This is a genomic window from Curtobacterium flaccumfaciens (genome assembly GCF_018598405.1).
GTDB classification, from domain to species: Bacteria; Actinomycetota; Actinomycetes; order Actinomycetales; family Microbacteriaceae; genus Curtobacterium; species Curtobacterium aurantiacum.
The window spans coordinates 32,206-49,787 of sequence record NZ_JAHEWS010000027.1 but is presented as its reverse complement, the minus strand read 5'-3'; the positions used below and the strand labels follow the sequence as shown (position 1 = coordinate 49,787).

The window sequence follows — 17,582 nt, the reverse complement described above, 5'->3', positions numbered from 1 at the left end:
GGACGCCCAGAGCGCAGGAGCACGAGAGCGGCGAGCGGCCACACGTCGGCACAGCAACAGGGCAGGAAAGGGGCGAGACCGGGGCGCAGGTGACGCGGGATGGAACGGCAGACGCGAGGGAGAGACGCCGCACGGGCGCTGAGGACGGAGCGCACCGCTGAGCAGCGACGGGCCGAACCGGACCAACCGGTTCGGCATGGGTGAAACATCCGCGCCGACCTTGCACGTGGGAGTGGAGAGGCAATACGGTTCACAGATGGTTAATTATCTGGGGGATTGGCGTGTTCTCAACGCTGGCGAATGGGTCACGCTCTATAAAAAATCAGTGCATTACGACAAGCCTGGCGACCCTGGGCGTCCTACCGACTTCGCCGCCGGGGAAGAAGGCTATGACACTGGCCGGTGGAACGTATACATGACGCCAAAGGATCCCGATAGCGCTCTCCTTCGCCGCGGGGATGAACGCTATGTGGACCCGACGTACAAGGGCGACTATCAGATCGACGAGGACAGCATCAGCCTGACCGAATAACGAGATATCGGCTACTACAACCGAATGCCGAAGATTCCGCCATGCGGAGTCTTCGGCATTTTTACGCACTGCCTCGATCCGAAAACAATTTCCTCAAGAATGTCAATTAACTTTGCCGATATCTAGGGAATATCTCTGATATATGCTAGAATAGTATTACGGAAGGAGGTGGTAAAAATGGACTACCTAACACTATTGATAGCAGCACATGACGCTGTCCAGATAATTATTTGGTCGTGCGTCGCGTGGGCATGGTTGAGACGCCAAAAACGCCCCAGATGACTAACCCAGGGCGTTGGTGGTGTAACTAAGTTGGCGCTTTGACTATACCACCATTGCCCGCCTTGGGGGTGGGTGTCTCCTCGGAACACCCACCCCCGGTCTCCGGACCGCCTTGCACTGACAGAAGTCTCTCGTAGAGTCTCATCAGGTATTGAACGGGGAGGCTCACCGATGGCTAAAAAGGTGGCGAAGTACCAGGAAGCTCGCCTGTGGGAGGGCGCGGGAGTCGACAGGCAGTCTCGTCCGGTGAAACCGGGCGACATAGTAGATCGCCCTGCCCGGGGCGACCTGACATGCCTCTACTGCCCGGTGCCGCTGTCCTCGGTCACCGCTTCTGTCAATCAGAAGGGGACAGAGATCCCCGCGCACTTGCGTCTCTCCCGGAAGCAGACACACGCTGTCGACTGTCCGCTGAACTTCCGCACGCTCATGGAGGGTGTCCGGGCGACAGAAAGAGTCGAGATCGACGCCCGTGACAAAAAGTACTTCCTCCGGCTGCCCGGGGAACCCGTCGAGCGTGCCGTGGAACGCACCACAGACACGGTGCGGAAGCGCACGAACGCTCCGTCATGGGCTGCGACGTTCGCCAGCGCCGTGCGGATCGTCAAGTTCATGCGGCAGTTCGATGACGACGAGGCCTTCGCGAACCAGCTCCGCATCGAGTACAGAAACGGGAAGGGTGAGGTCGACCTCGTCTTCTGGCGTGACTTCTGCTTCGAGGTATCAGATGAGGCCGCTCTTCGCCGTTACTACCGTCGTCTTTCGGAAGTCACCTACCAGACGCAAATTTCGCCTGTGGCGATGATCTTTGAGGCTGAACAAGAGCCGCTCTCGACAGTGAACGGCGCAAAGCACCGTGTCACGTCACGCACGAATGTGAAGGTCCGGTGGCGCGGCCGTGGTGACGAGCGTGAACTGGTCGTGGCCGCATATTCGGCGGACAAGCTCGCTAATATCCACGCTGGCGATCGGTTCCTCGTGCTTGCCCACGGGAGGGATTGGCCACGCGACTTCGACAACCGTGTGGAGATCCGACTCGACGTCGACCAGTCCTGGCAGATCGCCAAGCTCTGAGCTGACAGCTATGCGCTGGCCTTCTCCACGATGCGGCGGGCTTCCACGACGGTCTCCCGGACGACGCGGGCGTCGAACCGACCGATGCGGTTGATTCGGTTCTTCTTGCCGTTGCGCAGTTCGCTGGCGAACGTGCGAGCAGCCCCGTTGCTCGGGCCGTTGTAGACAACGGTCCAGGTGCGGCCGTCGTTGATGACGAGGATCTCGATAACCTGCGCCTCTGTCGTGGGGCGTGCGGCGGTGACGATCGGGAGTCCGAGCTCGGCGCCGGTGGCAGTGGCGCTCGAGGTGAGGTCCTCGAGCAGCCACCCGGCGGTCTTGGCGCTGACCTTCTGCAGGTTCGGAAGCTGCCGGGCGGCCTGATCGGCGCTGATCGGCATGTAGGTGGCTGTGCGATCTGAGGCGTAGAAGTCGTCCTCGACGGCAGTGCTGTGCTGCCAGGTGCCGGTGTTGGGCAGGTAGACAAAGATCCGGTGCTCGCCGGCCGTCTCATGGGCGGCGATCCACACCAGGTTCTCGTCGCTGTCGCGGACTACGTAGAACTGGGTCATCGGTTCGTCTCCTCTGCTTCATTGTGCGCCACGGAGTACGGATTCGGGTAGGTCTTCTCCGTCAGCGGACGGCCCCCGATGCTGGTGAGCCGGTTGAGGCCGGCCGGTGTCGGGATCTCGCTCGAGCGGTCGAGCATGCGTTGGTGGGCTGCCGCTCGTTCGGCGTAGGGGTGTGTGCGGTCGCGCTCGAGCTCGTAGTCGACGTGGTTCTCGTCCTTGACGGCCTGGCTGAGCTCGGAGTGGAACTGGATCTCGACGGGGCGCTCGTCGCCGTGCTGCACGAGGACGTGGATGCCCTTGTACGCGTTGCCGGCGACGTAGGAGTGCTCAGCGGACACCACGGCGTACCCGCGCGCCTCGAGGGCGGCGATCGTGGTGGCCGCGGTGCCGGCGAGGTCATCGTGCCGCGGGGTGACGGCGGTGTAGCGGAGCAAATCGGTCAGCTTGTCCGAGACTCCCACCAGGCCACCAGCACTCTGCGCAGCTGCCGTGACGGCCGCGCGGCTGCGGATCTTCCGGGCGAGCGAGGCGGGGCTCTTCACCCGGAACTCGAGCCCGTGCGGCCGGGCGCCGGCAGGGATCGCGTCGACGACGTCAGTGGTGGTGTGCTGCTCGGCGGCACGGGTCTCGGCGAGCACGGCGATCGTCTCGGTGGCGATCGCCGGCGCGTAGTCCCGCCAGACGGCCTCTGCGCCGTCGTCTGCCGCGTTGCCTGCCCAGTCGACCACGGGGAGCGGTTTCACCTGTTCGGGCGCGAGATCGGCTGTGGTGAGCTGCTGGAGGCGTCGCCGGTCCCGGCAGCGCCGGCCTCCCTCCGCGCAGGACTGACACACGGGGTTACTCCCCCTCGAGCAGCTGCTGGGAGCGTTCGTACTTCGCCAGCAGTCGTCGGCGTGTGGGCTCGTCGAGCTGCGCGAGACGTTCGGGGTCGGTGTTGTCTTCGATGTCGGCGCCCTTGACCGCTCGGGCACCGGCTCGAGCACGCACGCGGGCGAAGTACTCCTCGGGTGACTCCCCCGCGCGCTTGGTGACGGCGTCGACGTCATCGACGACGTCGACGGGGATGCCGCGATCGAGGAGATCCGCTCGGGTGAGCTCGGTGTCCTCGAGGACGTCATGCAGGAGCGCTGCCGCGACCACACCCGCCGAGGCATCTGGGTTCCGCCGGCGGACTCTCTTGGCGACGCGGACAGGGTGCTCGATGTAGGCGCGGCCGGCCTTGTCGACCTGCCCAGCGTGCGCCTCGCGGGCGATCGTCAACGCCACCGCGATCAGCTGCTCCTGTCTCATGCGTCCAAAGTAGCACGTTCCTAACGCAACTTACAGACTCTGTATCTTCCGAACTTCGTAACTCTGTTGCTTCCGAACTCCGGGTGTAGTACATTCGTCAACGTCAGATCGAAACCGGAAGGACGCACCATGCCAACTCCACGGAAAGCTGCCGCTGCGGCAACACCAACGGCGCCCTGGATCGTCGCGATCGCGATGCAGAAGGGCGGCGTCGGCAAGACCACGACCACGATGGGACTCGCCGCAGTGCTGTCCGAGACATGCCGAGTCCTCGTCGTCGACATCGACCCTCAGGGCTCGGTCACGTTCTGGGCCGAGCGAGCCGGGGACAACCTGCCCTTCGACTTCGCCGCGGACCTCGACCCCAACAACCTCGCCCGGCTGCGGGAACTCCCGTACGACGTCATCATCGTCGACACCCCGGGCTCGCTCGAGTCGACCCACATCCTCACGCCCGTTCTGGACGAGGCCGACTTCGTCATCGCTCCGACCGAGGCCGAGGCGCTCTCGATCGATCCGCTGCGCAAGACCATCGAGACACTCATCGTCCCGCGCGGCCTGGACTACCGGGTGCTGATCAACAAGTACGACCCGAGAACACCCCAGGATCTCGAAGACATCCAGGAGCTCGTCGACCAGATCGGCCTGCGCCGGTTCCAGAACGCGGTCCGCCGATACAAGTCGCACTCCAAGGCTCCGATCGACGGGTTGGTCGTGACGCAGTACCGAGCGTCCCGCAACGACCTCAAGGCCAGCGAGGACTTCCGCCGCATCGCAATGGAGCTCCTCTCAATCCGCGCCATGTCACCCCGAACCGTGCAGGAGGACCACTGATGCCTCGGAAGAAGCTCACCGCACTGCTGGACAGCTCGGCAGCCGACGAAACAACCGAACCGCAACCGGCGGCGGATACGGCCCCGACGGACGCTCCTGCCACCGCCGCGACCACGCCTGAGACACCCGAGCCGGCGGCTGAGAAGCCGGCCGCGGCAACCGCGCTGTTCGAGGAGCTCACTCGCAAGGAGTGCCGGTTCCGGGACGAGCAGCTCGAGGACCTGTCTCGCTACGCCCGCCGGCTGCAGCGCACACGCCTGGCTCCGGGACCGCGCATCACCGACAACACGCTGATCCGCGTCGCCGTCGACCTGCTGATGTCGCGCGCCGACGAGCTGCAGGGCTCCACTGAGGCTGAGCTCCGCGCCTCCCTCGGCCTCACCGACTGACTCTGTAAGTCTGTAAGTCCGGACCTCTGTAGCTCTGGAACTCTGGAAGGAATGCGCGATGGACAACAGCTTCCGTCCCCGCGGTTGGACCCCGAAAGAGGTCCCCACGATCTGGCTCGACCACACCACCGGCCAGGGCGTCACCCGAGAAGGCACCACGGTCCGGCCGAAGGTCGGCGGTAACCGGAAGAACCCCAACCTCACGGACTTGCTCGACACCGCGGCCAGCTTCGGCGCCGAGCGGATCATGCTCACCGGCAAGCGCCCGGAGCCAGCGCCCGGTATCCGGCACTGGCTGTTCGTGCAGACCCCCAACTGGATTCCCGGCTCCCACTGGGTTGCCGGCGGACCGCCCACGGGCCGGTTCGAGCATGCGGTCACGGGCCAGAAGATCGAGGTCCGCACCGTGGAGGAGTGGTTCGGCGACGTTCCGCTCACGCCGGCGCAGGCCCGCATGGCGTGGAACACGCTCGAGGAGATCGTCGCCGGCGTCGACGACCGTGCACGGCTGATGCTCTCGCCGGCGGCGACGGGCACGAACCTCTGGGCGTGGTCGCTCCCGAAGAACGTCAACCCGATCCCGGTGTCCCCGGACATGGCGGAGGAGATCCGCGGGAGCGCGGGGCAGCACCACTACGACCACATGGTCGCCGGGCCGAGCATGAGCCAGCATGACGACTGCGTGCCGCTGATCGATCCGAAGAAGACGAAGAAGATCCAGACCTTTGCCCACGTCGACGGCCGGTTCATGTATGCCTCTCTCGGCCGCGAGCTTGGTATCGGCCCGGGCCTTCGTTTAAAGCGCTCCGCTGCATACGACCTCCTCGAGAACGACCCCTACGCTCGCGCACGGTTCTTCGTCCGCTTCACGGTGCCCAACGACTGGAACCACGTCGGGCTACTCGGCATGCAGCACCGCAAGGTCGAGGACGGCTGGTACTACCCGAACCGTCCCGGCGCGACGGGGGAGACCTGGGCCGATGCGGCCGAGGTGTTCGTTGCGCTGAACGCGGGATGGCTCGTCGAACCCCTCGAAGCGATCCAGTTCACCCGCGCCCGCCCCCTGGACACGTTCTACGAGCGGATCAAGCGCGCACGCGACCGTGTGCAGGGCAACCCAGATCTCCCGCCGCTGCTGCGTCGCGCTCTCGCCGGGGCGCTGCGCGCGATCCTGCTGCAGACCGTCGGTAACTTCAACTCCGCGGGACGTGCGCAAACCCGGGTCGCGGAGAGCGCGTTCGATGTGCCGGCGGAGTACCAATCGACGATGGTCCGGCAGGGGAAGCTGTTCCTGTACCAGATCCCCAGCACCGTCAGCGAGCGGGCGCGGATGTTCTTCCACCCCGAGTTCTCCGCGCAGATCTGGGGCCGAGGCCGCGCTGCGGTGCTCTCCAGCGCATCCGGGCTCGGGCTCAAGACCGCAGGAGCTCTCGCGGTCCCTGGCCACACACTCATCGGCATCAACGGTGACGCGATCTACACGACCGAGGTCCCCTCGTGGAGCCTCCCGACCGAGCACGGCGGCGGCGATGACGGGAAGACGGGACGCCTGCGACTGCAGGGCATGCTCTCGGGCTCATTCCTCACGCCGGAGACCCGCAACTCCCGTGACGCGCTAGCGAGGCGTGCCGACGCTGCCGGCCCCGCCGCGGCGTGGGCGAACGGTGCCGACGTCGCGGCCGAGGACGTGCCGTCATGAGCGACGCGACGTCGCGGCGGGACAGCACCGCGCAGGAGCTCGTGCAGGAGCTCCGCGGTCGCGGCCTCAGCGTGGCGGAGATCGCCGGCGAGCTGCAGCGATCGCCACGCATGATCCGCAAGGTGCTCAACGGGGAGACCAGCGGCTCGGTCTACCGCGCATCACTGCTCGAGCTCGCCCGCACCGGGCAGACCAACACGATCCCGCCACGTCGCCGTGGCCGTTCCGGGCAGCTCGTCCGCGTCCGCAACAAGGCCGGCGCCGCAGAGGCCACCGTGGTGCCCCAGGACACCGGTGGCCGGTACACCCAGGACCGGCAGGGTGGCCGACTGCGGACGACGACGTACCTCGGCGGTGGTGGCCGCCAGCATGACCTGCAGATCCCGAAGGGCCGCACCGCGAAGGGCCGCCAGCAGGCGAACACGGAGATCCTGCAGCGTGTCCGGGGCGCCGCCCGCGGTCAGGCCCGCGACACCCAGCAGATGATCAAGGCCCGCGTCACCTACGCCAACGGGCGGGTGATGGAGGTCAAGGAGTACAACGCCTCGACGATGCTCAAGCGCATCAACGAGCACGGCGGGGACGCCCTGTCCTGGCTCCGTGACGAGAACGGCAAGCGGTACACCAACCTCGACGTCTCAGAGCAGCCGATCACCGGGATCACGATGACGGTCTACGGCAAGAGCAAGACGCAGGAGTACGACCGGCAGAAGGCCCGCGGCCGACAGCGGCGCACACAGTCCGGGTGGCGCCCGAACTACTGACGACCGACGCAGAGAACGGTCCGTACGGCGATGGGGGATCGCGTACGGGCCGTTCATGCATCCGGGGTACTGGGACCCGGCGCGGCCCCGCGGCTCCACTTACCCGTCGCAGGTGCTTGAGGCCCCGGCAGCGCTCGGGATACCGGGGGTACCGGGGGTACTCGCAACAAGATTCCCGCGCATAAGACTTATTTTGTTGCGTTCACGCGTATAATTGCAGCATGTCTATCACCGCGGAGCGTCGACTGGCGAGCCTTGCCGCTGCTCAGTGGGGCATGCTCACCGCGGCGCAGGCGAACGCTGCGGGCATCGCGCGGAGCACGCTGGTCCGCCGCGTGCAGGCCGGGACGCTTCTGCGGGTCAGGCCGGGCGTCTACCGGCTGCCCGGTACCCCCGCGGAGCGTCTGGAGGACATCCGCGCGGCGTGGCTCGCCAGCGATCCCGCGACCCTCGCCCGCGACCGGCTGGCCACGCCGGATGTCGTCGTCGGTGGCGCAGCCGCAGCCTGGAGTCACGAGATCGGCGACCTCTACCCCGCCCCGTACCTGCTGTACACCAGCAAGCGCCGCCAGAGCACGCACGACGATGTCCGCTACAGCCGCCGCAGCCTCCCGGCGTCCGACGTGACGATCCTCGACGGCCTCCCCGTCACCACTCGTGAGCGCACGATCGCCGACCTCCTCAACGAGGGCGACCTGTCCCTCGTCGCCGATGCCCTCAGAGACGCCGAGCGCGCCGACAACGACCTCGACGTCCCGGCCCTCATCGACCACCTCGGCGCCCACGCGAAGCGACTCGGCTACGACGACGGCCGCGAGCTGTACGTGGCGCTGCGCAGCCTCGCCGGCGTCGATGCGGCACGCCTGAGAGACATCGTGGAGAGCACCGACCTCACGGAGCGCATCAGCGCGGTGTTCGGCGAGCAACTGCAGACGCTTCTCGCTCCGGTCTACGGCCGCATGGGCGCCGAGATCGCCGAGATGCTCAGACCTACCCGGGAGTACATGGACAAGCGGATGCGACAGATGCCGGCACTGCAACCTCCGCTGGTGACGCTTCCCGATTCGGTGCTGCCCAAGATCGGCCTCACGCCCGCCACGCAGGCGATGCTCCGGGATCTCGCGGAGCGCAGCGCCAAGCTCACCGAAAACTCGCTGCCGAACATCGGCCTCACGCCCGCCACGCAGGCGATGCTCCGGGATCTCGCGGAGCGCAGCGCCAAGCTCACCGAGCAGATTCAAGGACCGGTGGAGGCTCTGCCCGCGGCCACTGATGATCTCGCCGACACCACCCACGACGAGGACAAGGGCAACGAGTGACCAAGTCAGAGGACTACGCGACTCCCGAGGCCACCTGGCAGGCCATCGGAGCCGCGGCGAAGAGCGGTGCTGCAGCTGTCGGCATGCCGGTCGTGACGCTGCGACAGCTGCTGCTGTTCGACCGGCTTCTGTCCCGGGTGTTCGACGGCGATGAACGGTTCGTGCTCAAGGGCGGGACGCGGATGCTTGCGTTCATCCCCCGTGCCCGCGCCACAGTCGACATCGACCTCGAGACTGCCGCGGTCAGCATCGACGATGCGGTCAAGGCGCTCGACGAACTCCTAGACCGCGACATCGGCGATCGACTCCGGTTCGTCCGGGTCGCGCGTTCCGCCGGACCGGGGAGCGCCGACCAGCCGAACGTGACGATGGTGAAACTCACCTACGAGGCTGTGGGGACACGTCAGAGCGTCAAGCTCGACCTCGCCATCCACGACCGCGCCGGAGCGGCGACGGTTCGCGCTGATCCGGGGTTCCGTGTGCCCCTGGGTCGTGCAGTGCCGGCGCCCGAGTACGTGATGGTCGCGATCGAGCAGCAGATCGCTGACAAGGTCGCCGCGATGATGGAACGCAGCCACGGCGGTGACGGCCGTTCGTCCCGGGCGAAGGATCTCGTTGACCTGGCGCTCATCGCGCAGAACCTGCCGTGCGACGCCGGGCTGCTGCGTGACGCCCTCGAGGTGCAGATCACCACTCGCGGGCTCGACCCGTTCGTCGAGGTCGACGCGTCGGACTCGATCCAGCGCACCTTCGCGACGGTGGCGAAGAAAGCTCCGGATCTCCGCATCACCTGGCAGGACGCCGTGGCCCTGACGAACCGGATGGTGGGCCCGGTCCTCACCGGCGCCATCGCAGCCGGCCGGTGGGACCCGCAATGGGGCGCCTGGAGGTAGCCGGACACGAGCGGCACGACGCTCATGGATGCCTCGAGGCGACGGTGGCGATCTGAACGGATTTGGCCGGGGTGCTCTTCCCTGACTCTTCACCGTGGATAGGATTGGCCGGGCCGTGCCCCCCCCCAGGGCTAAGGGCCGGCCAACCCCTACCCCCGTCTCGACTCAGTACCTCCGGAACTTACAGACTTCCGGGGTCTGGTACTTCGGTTCTCCGGCAGTTCCGTACTGCCAGAGATCGGCACTTCGGTGGTCTGTGACTTCGGCTCTCTGGCAGTTCCGGGCCTCCGAACTCCGGGCGTCTGGAACTCCCCACCTTCGGATCTCCGGCACTTCCGATGTCCGGCATCCAGGCTGCTGCGCGTTGCACCGCTCGCTCAGCCAACGTCGGGCAGTGCCGCCCGGCGGCTCGCTCAGCGGGTGCCGGTGATGCCGGCGGGCACGTACGGCAGCGACCGGTGATGCCGGGAGCTCGGGGTGCCGGCGGAGCGGGCTGCGGTGATGGCGGCGGCGAGCTCGTCCTCGTCAGCGGCGTCGACGCGGGCCTGGGCCGCCTCGAGCTCGCGCTGCCACTCCGGCACGGCCGACGAGCGACGGCGTCGGGCCACAGCGTCGGCCGGCGTCGCGTCGTCGACATCGCCAGCGACCGGTGTGGTTGCGCCGGTCGGGGGAGTACTCGCAGCGTCCTCGGCGGCGTGGAGGGCCTGCAGCCGGACCCACCCGTCGCGGAACGTCTCATCGGTGGCCCAGAGCTGCTCGAGGTCGCGCTGCCCGTTGAACTCCGGGGGAGTGGGGGGTACCGACCCGTTCGATGTCGGACGGCGGAACGCACGAGCGAGCCGAGCCCGGAGCCACCCGAGGCCGTCACGGAACCGGTAGTGAGGTTCCCACCGCAGGACTCGTTCCAGCAGCTCGTCGACGGTGTACGAGGCGTCGATGCCGAAGTCGTCGAGGATGCGCACCAGGCCCAGCACGGAGCGTCCCTGCGTGAACCGACCGACCACGGAGCCGTCCGGGCGCACCGTAGCGGCGTCCAGGGCCGCGACGAGCCGCCGGAACGCCGGCGGGCGCTCACTCAGCGGGCGCATCGGCGCTCGTGTGCTCTTCGGCCGTGTGGGAGATCCCTGCTGTCCCGGTCGCGCAGCGGCTGTCCGCCGCGAACGCGGCTTGTTGGGTATCTCTGTAACGGGAAAAGAGCTTCTAGTTGAGGTTTCGGGATGTAGGTGGAAGGTGCCGCCCCCGCGACCAGGTCGACGAGTCGCCGCTGCAGCGGCCAGGTGCCCCGGCACGATCAGTGCCGCTTCGTTGCCCACAGCCTTCTGGTAAAGCCCACGAGCACGGAACATCGCCTGCTCACGAGTCGACAGCGGCCGACCGACCCGCACGATTGCGTAGAGGCCCAGCTCGGCGAGGATCGCGGTCACCTGCTGCACACGCTTCATCGCCGCCTGCACCCGGCGACGGCCAGCATCGGTCGACACGTCGACGTCGTCGAGCAGGCCGGCCTTCATCGCGATCGTCTGCCGTGACGCGGTCACCCCGCGCCCCGTGGCGTTGTCACCGAACGACGCCAGCGCGTGCACGATCGCCCAGAACGGCTCGTCGGCCACCCACTTGCGCACCCACGCCTTCCGCAGCGCACGACCCCGTTCGGAGTCGACTGCCGCAGCGGCTGCAGCGAGGTACTGCCGGCGGGACGACCATGCCGGCAGCGCCGCGTACGCACCCTCGGGCGCGGGCAGCGTTGACGAGCGTCGGCCCACGCGGGCGCGCTCAGTCCAGTCGGTACCCCACGACTTCGGTGCCTTGAGCGCGACCCGTCGACGATGCCCGCGGGCATCGTCGAGGAATCGCCAGGCGACCCGATCCGAGTGAACGGTGGGTGCGACGGTTGCGGGTACATCAGCAGACGACCCGCGTAGGTCCGGGGCAGCGGGGGGTACCGAAGTACCGGACCCCGGGAGTTGGGAAGTTACAGACTTCCGAACTTCCGGCGGCGAGTCGTGGCTAAACGTACTTGTAGGGCTTACGATGGGATCACCCCCGGGACCTCCATTCCGGCGGGTACGACGAAGGTCCGGCGATCAACCGGTGCTTCGAAGGAACGAACTCGGAACCTGTAAGTCGGCAAACTGGGCAGGTTCAGAGCCAAAAACGTGGGCCCCTCGCTTCGGCGGGGGGCCTTTTGGTTTAGGCCTCGTCGATAGGCAGCTCCCCGTCGTCGACCGAGACCGGGTACGGCCACCACACGGGCACGCCCCGGGAGTCCAGCTCCAAGTGCGAGATCATCTCGTCCACGAACGCGGAGTCGGCAACGCCGACTCGCTCCGCGATACTCGTGACCCGGTCCTTCGAGTCCTGCTCGATGAGCCAGCTCGAACGGACCGGGTTGAGAATCGCCTTGCGACGCTTCCGGGGCTTGGACATGAGGCAAGGCTAGACGTACATGTACGCTTCGCTGCGGCTCATCGCACGCGGCGTGTCGGCTCACGCGACGTCCTGGGGGAGGCGCATGTCGATGCGGTCGTCGCCGGGCAGGGAGATCGTGCCGGGCTCGCCGGACTCGTAGTCGCGGTAGGACAGCTCGACGTAGCCGTCCTCGGCGTCGTCGTAGCCGGCGAACTCGAGGACGCCCCAGACGCCGTCCTCGACCTCGACGAGGGCGCCCTCAGTCTGGAGGTACCCGCTGCTGTCGAGGAGCTCTTCCACGCTCGAGGTGCTGGGCTCGGTGTAGCCCTCGAACGGCTGGAGCTGCTCGTCGGGTTCCTCGGCCTCGATCTGGATCTGCTCGAGCTCCTTGGCCGCGGGGGTCTCGTAGACGCCGGCCATCTTCCGGACCGGCATCGCGTCGGCGATCGTCGCCTTCGCGATCCGCGCCTCCATGTAGTCGATGAAGTCGGCGCCGTTCTTGATGACCTTGCCGTGGTCGTCGAACTCGGGGGAGTCGTCCGGGTCGATGATCCGCTTGGTGTCCCATAGGTTCACCCGCGGCCGGAGGTTCTCGACGAGCTGGAGGTCGGTCTCGAACGCCCACTCGGAGGGCTGCTCCGGGTCGGTCTGTTCCGGGTCCGGAGTCCAGTAGGTCTGCAGCTCGACGGGGGTACCGGCCTTGTTGCGGGCCATGCCGCGGCCCTTGGCGTTCACGGGCACGGTGGTTCCGGTGACGAACGACTGCCACATCATCTTCGCGCCCTCGGGGGAGAGCTTGCCGAGGCTGACGCGGAAGCCGAAGTTGTCGCGCATGTCACCGGTGAGGAACTCCGCGTCGGGGCGCTGCAGGCCGATCAGGAGGTGGATGCGGAGCTTGCGGCCGAGGCTGACGATGTCGGAGAACTCGGTGAGGGTGGCCGGGGTACTGGCGGCTCCCTTGGGCTTCACGAACCCGGAGCGGTACCAGGCGAGGAGGGCGTTGCGGAAGGTCTTGAACTCGTCGACGACGAACAGGACCGGCTCGAAGTCGTTCAGGCGCACGCGGCGGCTCTCGTATGCCTCCATCCGTTCCTGCATCAGCTCGTAGACCGCGTGCACAACGCGGGCCTGGTGGTCGATGCGGCCGGCGATGAGTTCGACGTTGGGGTACTCGCGCAGACCGAGCAGCTCGATGCGCTTGCCGTCGATGCCCCAGATCCGCCAGCCGTGTGCGGCGAGGTACATGACGATGCCGAGGATCACGACGGTCTTGCCCTTGCCGGTCTCACCGGTGACCATCCCGTGGGCCTGGTCCTTCGGCTTCCAGACGATGACTTCGCCGTCTTCGTCCTTCCCGATCGGGACGGCCATCTGGTCGTAGCCGGCCTTTGGGTCCACGTTGTCGGGGGCGACGGACGGGTTCGGGATCAGCGACTCCAGCTTGGGCCGCAGCTCGAAGCGGACGAAGTCGCGTTGGAGATCCCAGAACGCCCGCCACCGGCCGGCGAGCACGGCACTGGTGGCGCTCTCGATGTGGGTGCGGACGCCCTCCCGAGTCAGTCGCGGGGACACCTCGAACTTGACGGTGATCTCCTTCGGGTCACCGGTCTCGTCGGTCTTCGTCGTGACCTGCGCGTCCGAGCCGAACGTCTTCGCCATCTGGGTCCGGACCCGCTCGACCTTCTCGTCCGCCTCACGGTCGGTGGCCGAGTCGTGCTCGACCAGCCAGACCAGGCCACGGCGCTCGTGGTGCTTCGCGACGCGGTAGCTAACACCGAACCGGGCGGCCGCACGCCGACGGAGCTCGCTGATGAGCTCCAGGGTGCTGCTGTCGACTGCGGAGGCGGTGTTGTAGGACAGGCGGAGCTTCCGGGGCGTGCCGACCCATGAGCCCTTCCAGGTAGCAGCGCGCACCCGGGTCCGGTCCGGTTCTGGCCAGCCGAGTACCGGGGCGACGCTGACGAGGAACAGGTCGACCAGCGCGGTTCGGCGGGCCGTCCTGATGTGCAACGCGACGGTGCCGGCGATCGCCAGTACCGCCCCGATCCCAATGCCCACGGCGTATCCCGTGGCGGACATGGCCGCTGCGATGCCCCCGCTGACGAGGGCGAGCGCGGCGATCACCACGGAGGTACCGAGCCAACCGTGCCGCCGCGGGAGCATGTCGATGCCGGCGGTGCGGCTCATGCGCGGACCCCCTGAGAGGCCGCGAGACGGCGAAGGCGAGCGCGGACGCGGGCGCGAACGTAGGCGCGGATGATGAACGCCGCGAGGGTCCCGATGAGGATGAGCGCACCGACGCCGATCACGATGCGGATCAGGTCGAGACCGGCACCGCTGCCGATCGGGATGATGACGCCCTTGGTGACGAGGATGTGCTTGCCGATGAGCCAGGCCTGCACCTTGGGAACCGTGGACGCGAGGATGCCGGGGCCGAAGAGGACGAGCGCTCCGAGACCAACCATCCACGCCACGAAGCTGTCGTCGGAGTTGTTGCTGTTCTGCATGAGTGATCCCTTCGCCAGGAGCCAGCGGCTCTCACTGGTAGAGGGGTGACCTCGCCGGACGGGACCGGGACAAATTGGTTCGAAGTCAGGGGATCTCGGGCGCGGCGTACTTCCGCGACGCCCACGTGATCGGAGTCGCGTACGTGCCGCTGACGGTCTCGTACTGCCCACCGGTCGGCGCCGACGTCGCCGCATCGCTGAACCCGTGCACACACCAGGTGACCGTGTGGCCGACAGCGATGGCGGTGTGCCCGTCGAGCCCCGAGCAGCCGGGGGAGGAGAGCGTGTTCGACGTCGGCAGCGGGTCCGAACCGGGGTGGGTCGCGATCGTGAACGGGCTGAGGTCCGAGGCGGAGACGTCCGCGGTCGCGCGCGTCGCCGTCCCGGCGTCGTCGACGATGCCGAGCACGGTCATCGACACCGGCATCGTCCACACGGTGTCGTAGCCGGCCAGAGCGCTGCGTTCCTTGAGGATGGCGGCGGACTGGTGGGCCGGCAGCTTGGTGAGCTCGTGCATGGTGACGCGGGCGTAGACGGTGTCGCCGTTCGCGGTGTCGATCGTGAGGGTGGCGGGGAGGTTGACGGAGAGTTGCGCGCCGATGGTGCTGAGACGCGTGTTGAGCAGCTGCTGCAGCTGCTGGTCATCGTCTTCGGTGGTCGCGGATGCCGCGGTGGTGGGTGTGGCGGTGGTCTGCTCGGCGGATGGCTGCCGCACGATGACGATGACGGCGATCAGGATCGCGGCGAGCAGGGCTGCAGTGATGGCGAGGGGCTTGCGCATGGTGGGGTCCTCGCTCAGGCGGCGTACGCGGTGCGGGCGGCGACACCGATCCGGTTCCGGACGCGTGCGAGCCGTTTGCGGACGCCTTCGCTCGTGATGCCGAGGTCGGTCGCGATCGCGGTGTGGCTCTCCTCGCCCAGGTAGGCGCGGTCGAGCAGCGCGACCTCGTCGGTGGTGACGACGTGGGTGTCGACGGCCCAGGTGAGTAGGTTCGCGAGCTCGGACTCGGGGGAGGGTTCGGGTTTGGTCCAGGCGCCGGCGACGTGCTCGAGGACTTCGTCGGTGACGCAGGTGGTGACGCCGGCGACGAGGCGGTCGTTGGCGGACGGCTTCGGTGCGATGACGCTGAGTGTGCCCATCGTGAGGTTCGCCATGACTCGGGCGCGCAGGTGCAGCTTGTACCGGCGGATGCTCTCCCATGCTGCGCCGATGGCGATGTCGACGCGGTCGTTCCGGCTGAGCTCGTCGAGGGCGTGCACGCGGTGCGCCATGTTGCGCGCTGCCGGGATCAGGAGCTGCAGGAGGACTCGCTCGGCGGTCTGGTCGCCGTGGTGGGCGAGGCAGAGCAGTTCGTGCAGAAGCTCGTCGCGGTCTTCGTCGACGACGCGGCGAGCCTGCTCGAGCATCGCGGCGGCGGTCATGATCCCGAAGCTGCCGAAGGCGTGTACACGGCCCGAGATCTCGTCTTCCCACTCACGGCGCAGCTTGTTGTCGAGCGAGAACGCGCGGTTGGTGATGGTGCCCATGAGAACCCCCGAGGTGAGACGAAGTGGTCTCGAACGACGGTCCTCACGCGGGAGGTACTGCCGGGGGTACCAGTTGCTCGCCGGAACGGTCGCGGTAGCGGTTCGCGGCTGGTCCCTCTCCGACCCGCATGGCTGTGCGGATCGGCGGAGGAGCGGGCGGCCAGAAATTTCCTTGACGAATTTGTCCCGGTCGGCCCGATCGGGGGCACCCCCTTACAGGTGAGAGGCCATTTCCGGTCTCGCCATCGACGAAGGGACCGTGCGATGCCCACGCACGACGACGCAGCGCCGCAGCTGCCCGACGGGTTGCTCGATGAGCTGAACCAGCACGCCCGCGTGCTCTCCACCTACGACCAGGCGCAGGACGTCGCCCTCGACCTGCACGAGAAGCCGTTCAGCCCGGAGACCCGATCGCGGGCGCTGCGGTACCTGCAGTCGCCGGAGTACCAGCGCGCCGTGCGGACGAGCCAGTACCTCAAGGCGCGGAGTGCCTGATGCGGTTCTTCACGAAGAAGACCGACACGGCGCCGACCGATCCGACGTCGCCCGACGCGATGTCGACCGACACGGCACCGGCCGCTCCGGCGCAGGCAGCGAAGTGGACCAACGGGTCCCACCTCGGCTCCAAGGGCGCCACCATCCTCGTCGTCGCGCTCATCGCATGTGGCCCGGCCGCACTCGTCGTCGGACTGCACGCCAGCAGCTCGAGCGCCGCCGCCCCGCAGACGGAACACACCACGCAGGCCTCACCGCTGCAGCAGTCCGCCGGCTCGTTCGCCGAGGGGTACGTCGGCGCGTGGCTCAGCGCCTCGCAGGACGACTCGGCTGCACTGGAGGACTACACGACGGTCAACGTGCCGCAGCTGCCCAAGAACGGGTTCGCTTACCGGGACATCGCCATCGCGTCCGTCACCACCGACGACGCCGCCAACCTCATCCAGGTCGTCGTCGCGGCGAACGTGAAGGACAGCACGGTCGACGCTGCGAAGGGCGACCAGTGGCCCCGCCGCTACTACCAGGTGGTCGTCTCCTCGACCCGCGACAAGCTCGCCGCGATCGGCCTGCCTGCTCAGGTCACCGGTCCGCAGCACAGCACCGACGCTCCGTCGACTGCGTACGGCCAGTCGATCGCCTCGAGCTCATCCGCAGGCAAGACCGTGACCGCGTTCTTCGCCGCTTACCTCACCGGCCAGGGCGAGACGGAGCCGTACACGGCGCCGTCGACGTCGATCCCGCCGATCAAACCGGCACCGTTCAGCGACCTGACGGTCGGGTCCATCGAAGGAGTGGCTCAACCCGACGAGCACCCGGCCGACGGCGCCACCGTCCAGGTCTACGTCACACTCACCGCCTCGACCTCGCTCGAGCAGACCTCCACGTCGACCTACACACTCACCCTCCGCGCCCGCGCGGACCGGTGGGAGGTCGCCGCGATCGGCGCCCCACCCGCCCTGACCGGCTCCACCGAGCCGACCTCGCACCCCACCAGCACACCTTCGAAGGGAAACTGAC

General features: G+C 67.5%; 19 protein-coding genes. 10 read left to right on the top strand and 9 right to left on the bottom strand.

What is annotated here, in order from left to right:
• Positions 1-256: 256 nt before the first annotated feature.
• Positions 257-532, top strand: coding sequence for a hypothetical protein (locus tag KK097_RS15245; protein ID WP_128781795.1), 276 nt, complete (start codon positions 257-259; stop codon positions 530-532).
• A 465-nt stretch (positions 533-997) separates the two neighbouring features.
• Positions 998-1,888, top strand: a complete 891-nt coding sequence (locus KK097_RS15240; protein WP_128781794.1) for a hypothetical protein — start codon at positions 998-1,000, stop codon at positions 1,886-1,888.
• Between the two features lie 8 nt (positions 1,889-1,896).
• On the opposite strand, the gene KK097_RS15235 is transcribed toward KK097_RS15240, so the two are convergent.
• The 3 genes from KK097_RS15235 to KK097_RS15225 form a co-directional block, all read right to left on the bottom strand.
• Entirely contained in the window at positions 1,897-2,397 is a 501-nt protein-coding gene (locus tag KK097_RS15235; protein ID WP_213201872.1) for a hypothetical protein, read from the bottom strand.
• 38 nt (positions 2,398-2,435) lie between these two features.
• Positions 2,436-3,167: a nucleotidyltransferase family protein gene (locus KK097_RS15230; protein ID WP_217499629.1), complete on the bottom strand. Its 732-nt coding sequence runs from the start codon at positions 3,165-3,167 to the stop codon at positions 2,436-2,438.
• Between the two features lie 109 nt (positions 3,168-3,276).
• Entirely contained in the window at positions 3,277-3,729 is a 453-nt protein-coding gene (locus tag KK097_RS15225; protein ID WP_128781791.1) for an HD domain-containing protein, read from the bottom strand.
• Positions 3,730-3,858: 129 nt separating this feature from the next.
• Between KK097_RS15225 and KK097_RS15220 the strand changes: the two genes are divergently transcribed.
• The 6 genes from KK097_RS15220 to KK097_RS15195 all read left to right on the top strand — a co-directional run bounded on the left by KK097_RS15220 (position 3,859) and on the right by KK097_RS15195 (position 9,627).
• The gene (locus KK097_RS15220) at positions 3,859-4,563 is read left to right on the top strand and encodes a ParA family protein (protein WP_152378283.1); all 705 of its coding nucleotides are present in this window, start codon (positions 3,859-3,861) and stop codon (positions 4,561-4,563) included.
• Complete coding sequence (locus KK097_RS15215) at positions 4,563-4,952, top strand: hypothetical protein (protein WP_206647642.1); 390 nt, start codon at positions 4,563-4,565, stop codon at positions 4,950-4,952. Before KK097_RS15220 ends, KK097_RS15215 begins: the two co-directional genes overlap by 1 nt.
• A 58-nt stretch (positions 4,953-5,010) precedes the next feature.
• The gene (locus KK097_RS15210; protein ID WP_128781789.1) at positions 5,011-6,651 is read left to right on the top strand and encodes a hypothetical protein; all 1,641 of its coding nucleotides are present in this window, start codon (positions 5,011-5,013) and stop codon (positions 6,649-6,651) included.
• A complete protein-coding gene (locus tag KK097_RS15205; protein WP_128781788.1) occupies positions 6,648-7,415 on the top strand; it encodes a hypothetical protein in 768 nt (255 codons plus the stop codon). The genes KK097_RS15210 and KK097_RS15205 overlap by 4 nt, the downstream gene beginning before the upstream one ends.
• Positions 7,416-7,636: 221 nt before the next feature.
• Positions 7,637-8,734, top strand: a complete 1,098-nt coding sequence (locus KK097_RS15200) for a type IV toxin-antitoxin system AbiEi family antitoxin domain-containing protein (RefSeq protein ID WP_175330757.1) — start codon at positions 7,637-7,639, stop codon at positions 8,732-8,734.
• A complete protein-coding gene (locus KK097_RS15195; RefSeq protein ID WP_128781744.1) occupies positions 8,731-9,627 on the top strand; it encodes a nucleotidyl transferase AbiEii/AbiGii toxin family protein in 897 nt (298 codons plus the stop codon). Before KK097_RS15200 ends, KK097_RS15195 begins: the two co-directional genes overlap by 4 nt.
• A 413-nt stretch (positions 9,628-10,040) precedes the next feature.
• Here the strand turns inward: KK097_RS15195 and KK097_RS15190 are convergent, their stop codons facing one another.
• From KK097_RS15190 to KK097_RS15165, 6 genes are all read right to left on the bottom strand, one after another.
• Positions 10,041-11,390, bottom strand: a complete 1,350-nt coding sequence (locus KK097_RS15190; RefSeq protein WP_128781743.1) for a hypothetical protein — start codon at positions 11,388-11,390, stop codon at positions 10,041-10,043.
• A gap of 427 nt (positions 11,391-11,817) precedes the next feature.
• Positions 11,818-12,054, bottom strand: coding sequence for a hypothetical protein (locus KK097_RS15185; protein WP_128781742.1), 237 nt, complete (start codon positions 12,052-12,054; stop codon positions 11,818-11,820).
• 60 nt (positions 12,055-12,114) lie between these two features.
• Positions 12,115-14,223, bottom strand: coding sequence for an FtsK/SpoIIIE domain-containing protein (locus tag KK097_RS15180; RefSeq protein ID WP_128781741.1), 2,109 nt, complete (start codon positions 14,221-14,223; stop codon positions 12,115-12,117).
• Positions 14,220-14,543, bottom strand: coding sequence for a hypothetical protein (locus tag KK097_RS15175; protein WP_128781740.1), 324 nt, complete (start codon positions 14,541-14,543; stop codon positions 14,220-14,222). The genes KK097_RS15180 and KK097_RS15175 overlap by 4 nt, the downstream gene beginning before the upstream one ends.
• An 85-nt stretch (positions 14,544-14,628) precedes the next feature.
• Positions 14,629-15,324: a hypothetical protein gene (locus KK097_RS15170; RefSeq protein WP_128781739.1), complete on the bottom strand. Its 696-nt coding sequence runs from the start codon at positions 15,322-15,324 to the stop codon at positions 14,629-14,631.
• A gap of 14 nt (positions 15,325-15,338) precedes the next feature.
• Entirely contained in the window at positions 15,339-16,070 is a 732-nt protein-coding gene (locus KK097_RS15165) for a hypothetical protein (protein ID WP_128781738.1), read from the bottom strand.
• 264 nt (positions 16,071-16,334) lie between these two features.
• On the opposite strand from KK097_RS15165, the gene KK097_RS15160 reads away from it, so the two are divergent.
• Positions 16,335-16,565 (top strand): hypothetical protein, encoded by a 231-nt coding sequence (locus KK097_RS15160; protein WP_128781737.1) that lies wholly within the window; start codon positions 16,335-16,337, stop codon positions 16,563-16,565.
• Positions 16,565-17,581 (top strand): conjugal transfer protein, encoded by a 1,017-nt coding sequence (locus KK097_RS15155; RefSeq protein WP_128781736.1) that lies wholly within the window; start codon positions 16,565-16,567, stop codon positions 17,579-17,581. The genes KK097_RS15160 and KK097_RS15155 overlap by 1 nt, the downstream gene beginning before the upstream one ends.
• Position 17,582 lies beyond the last annotated feature (1 nt).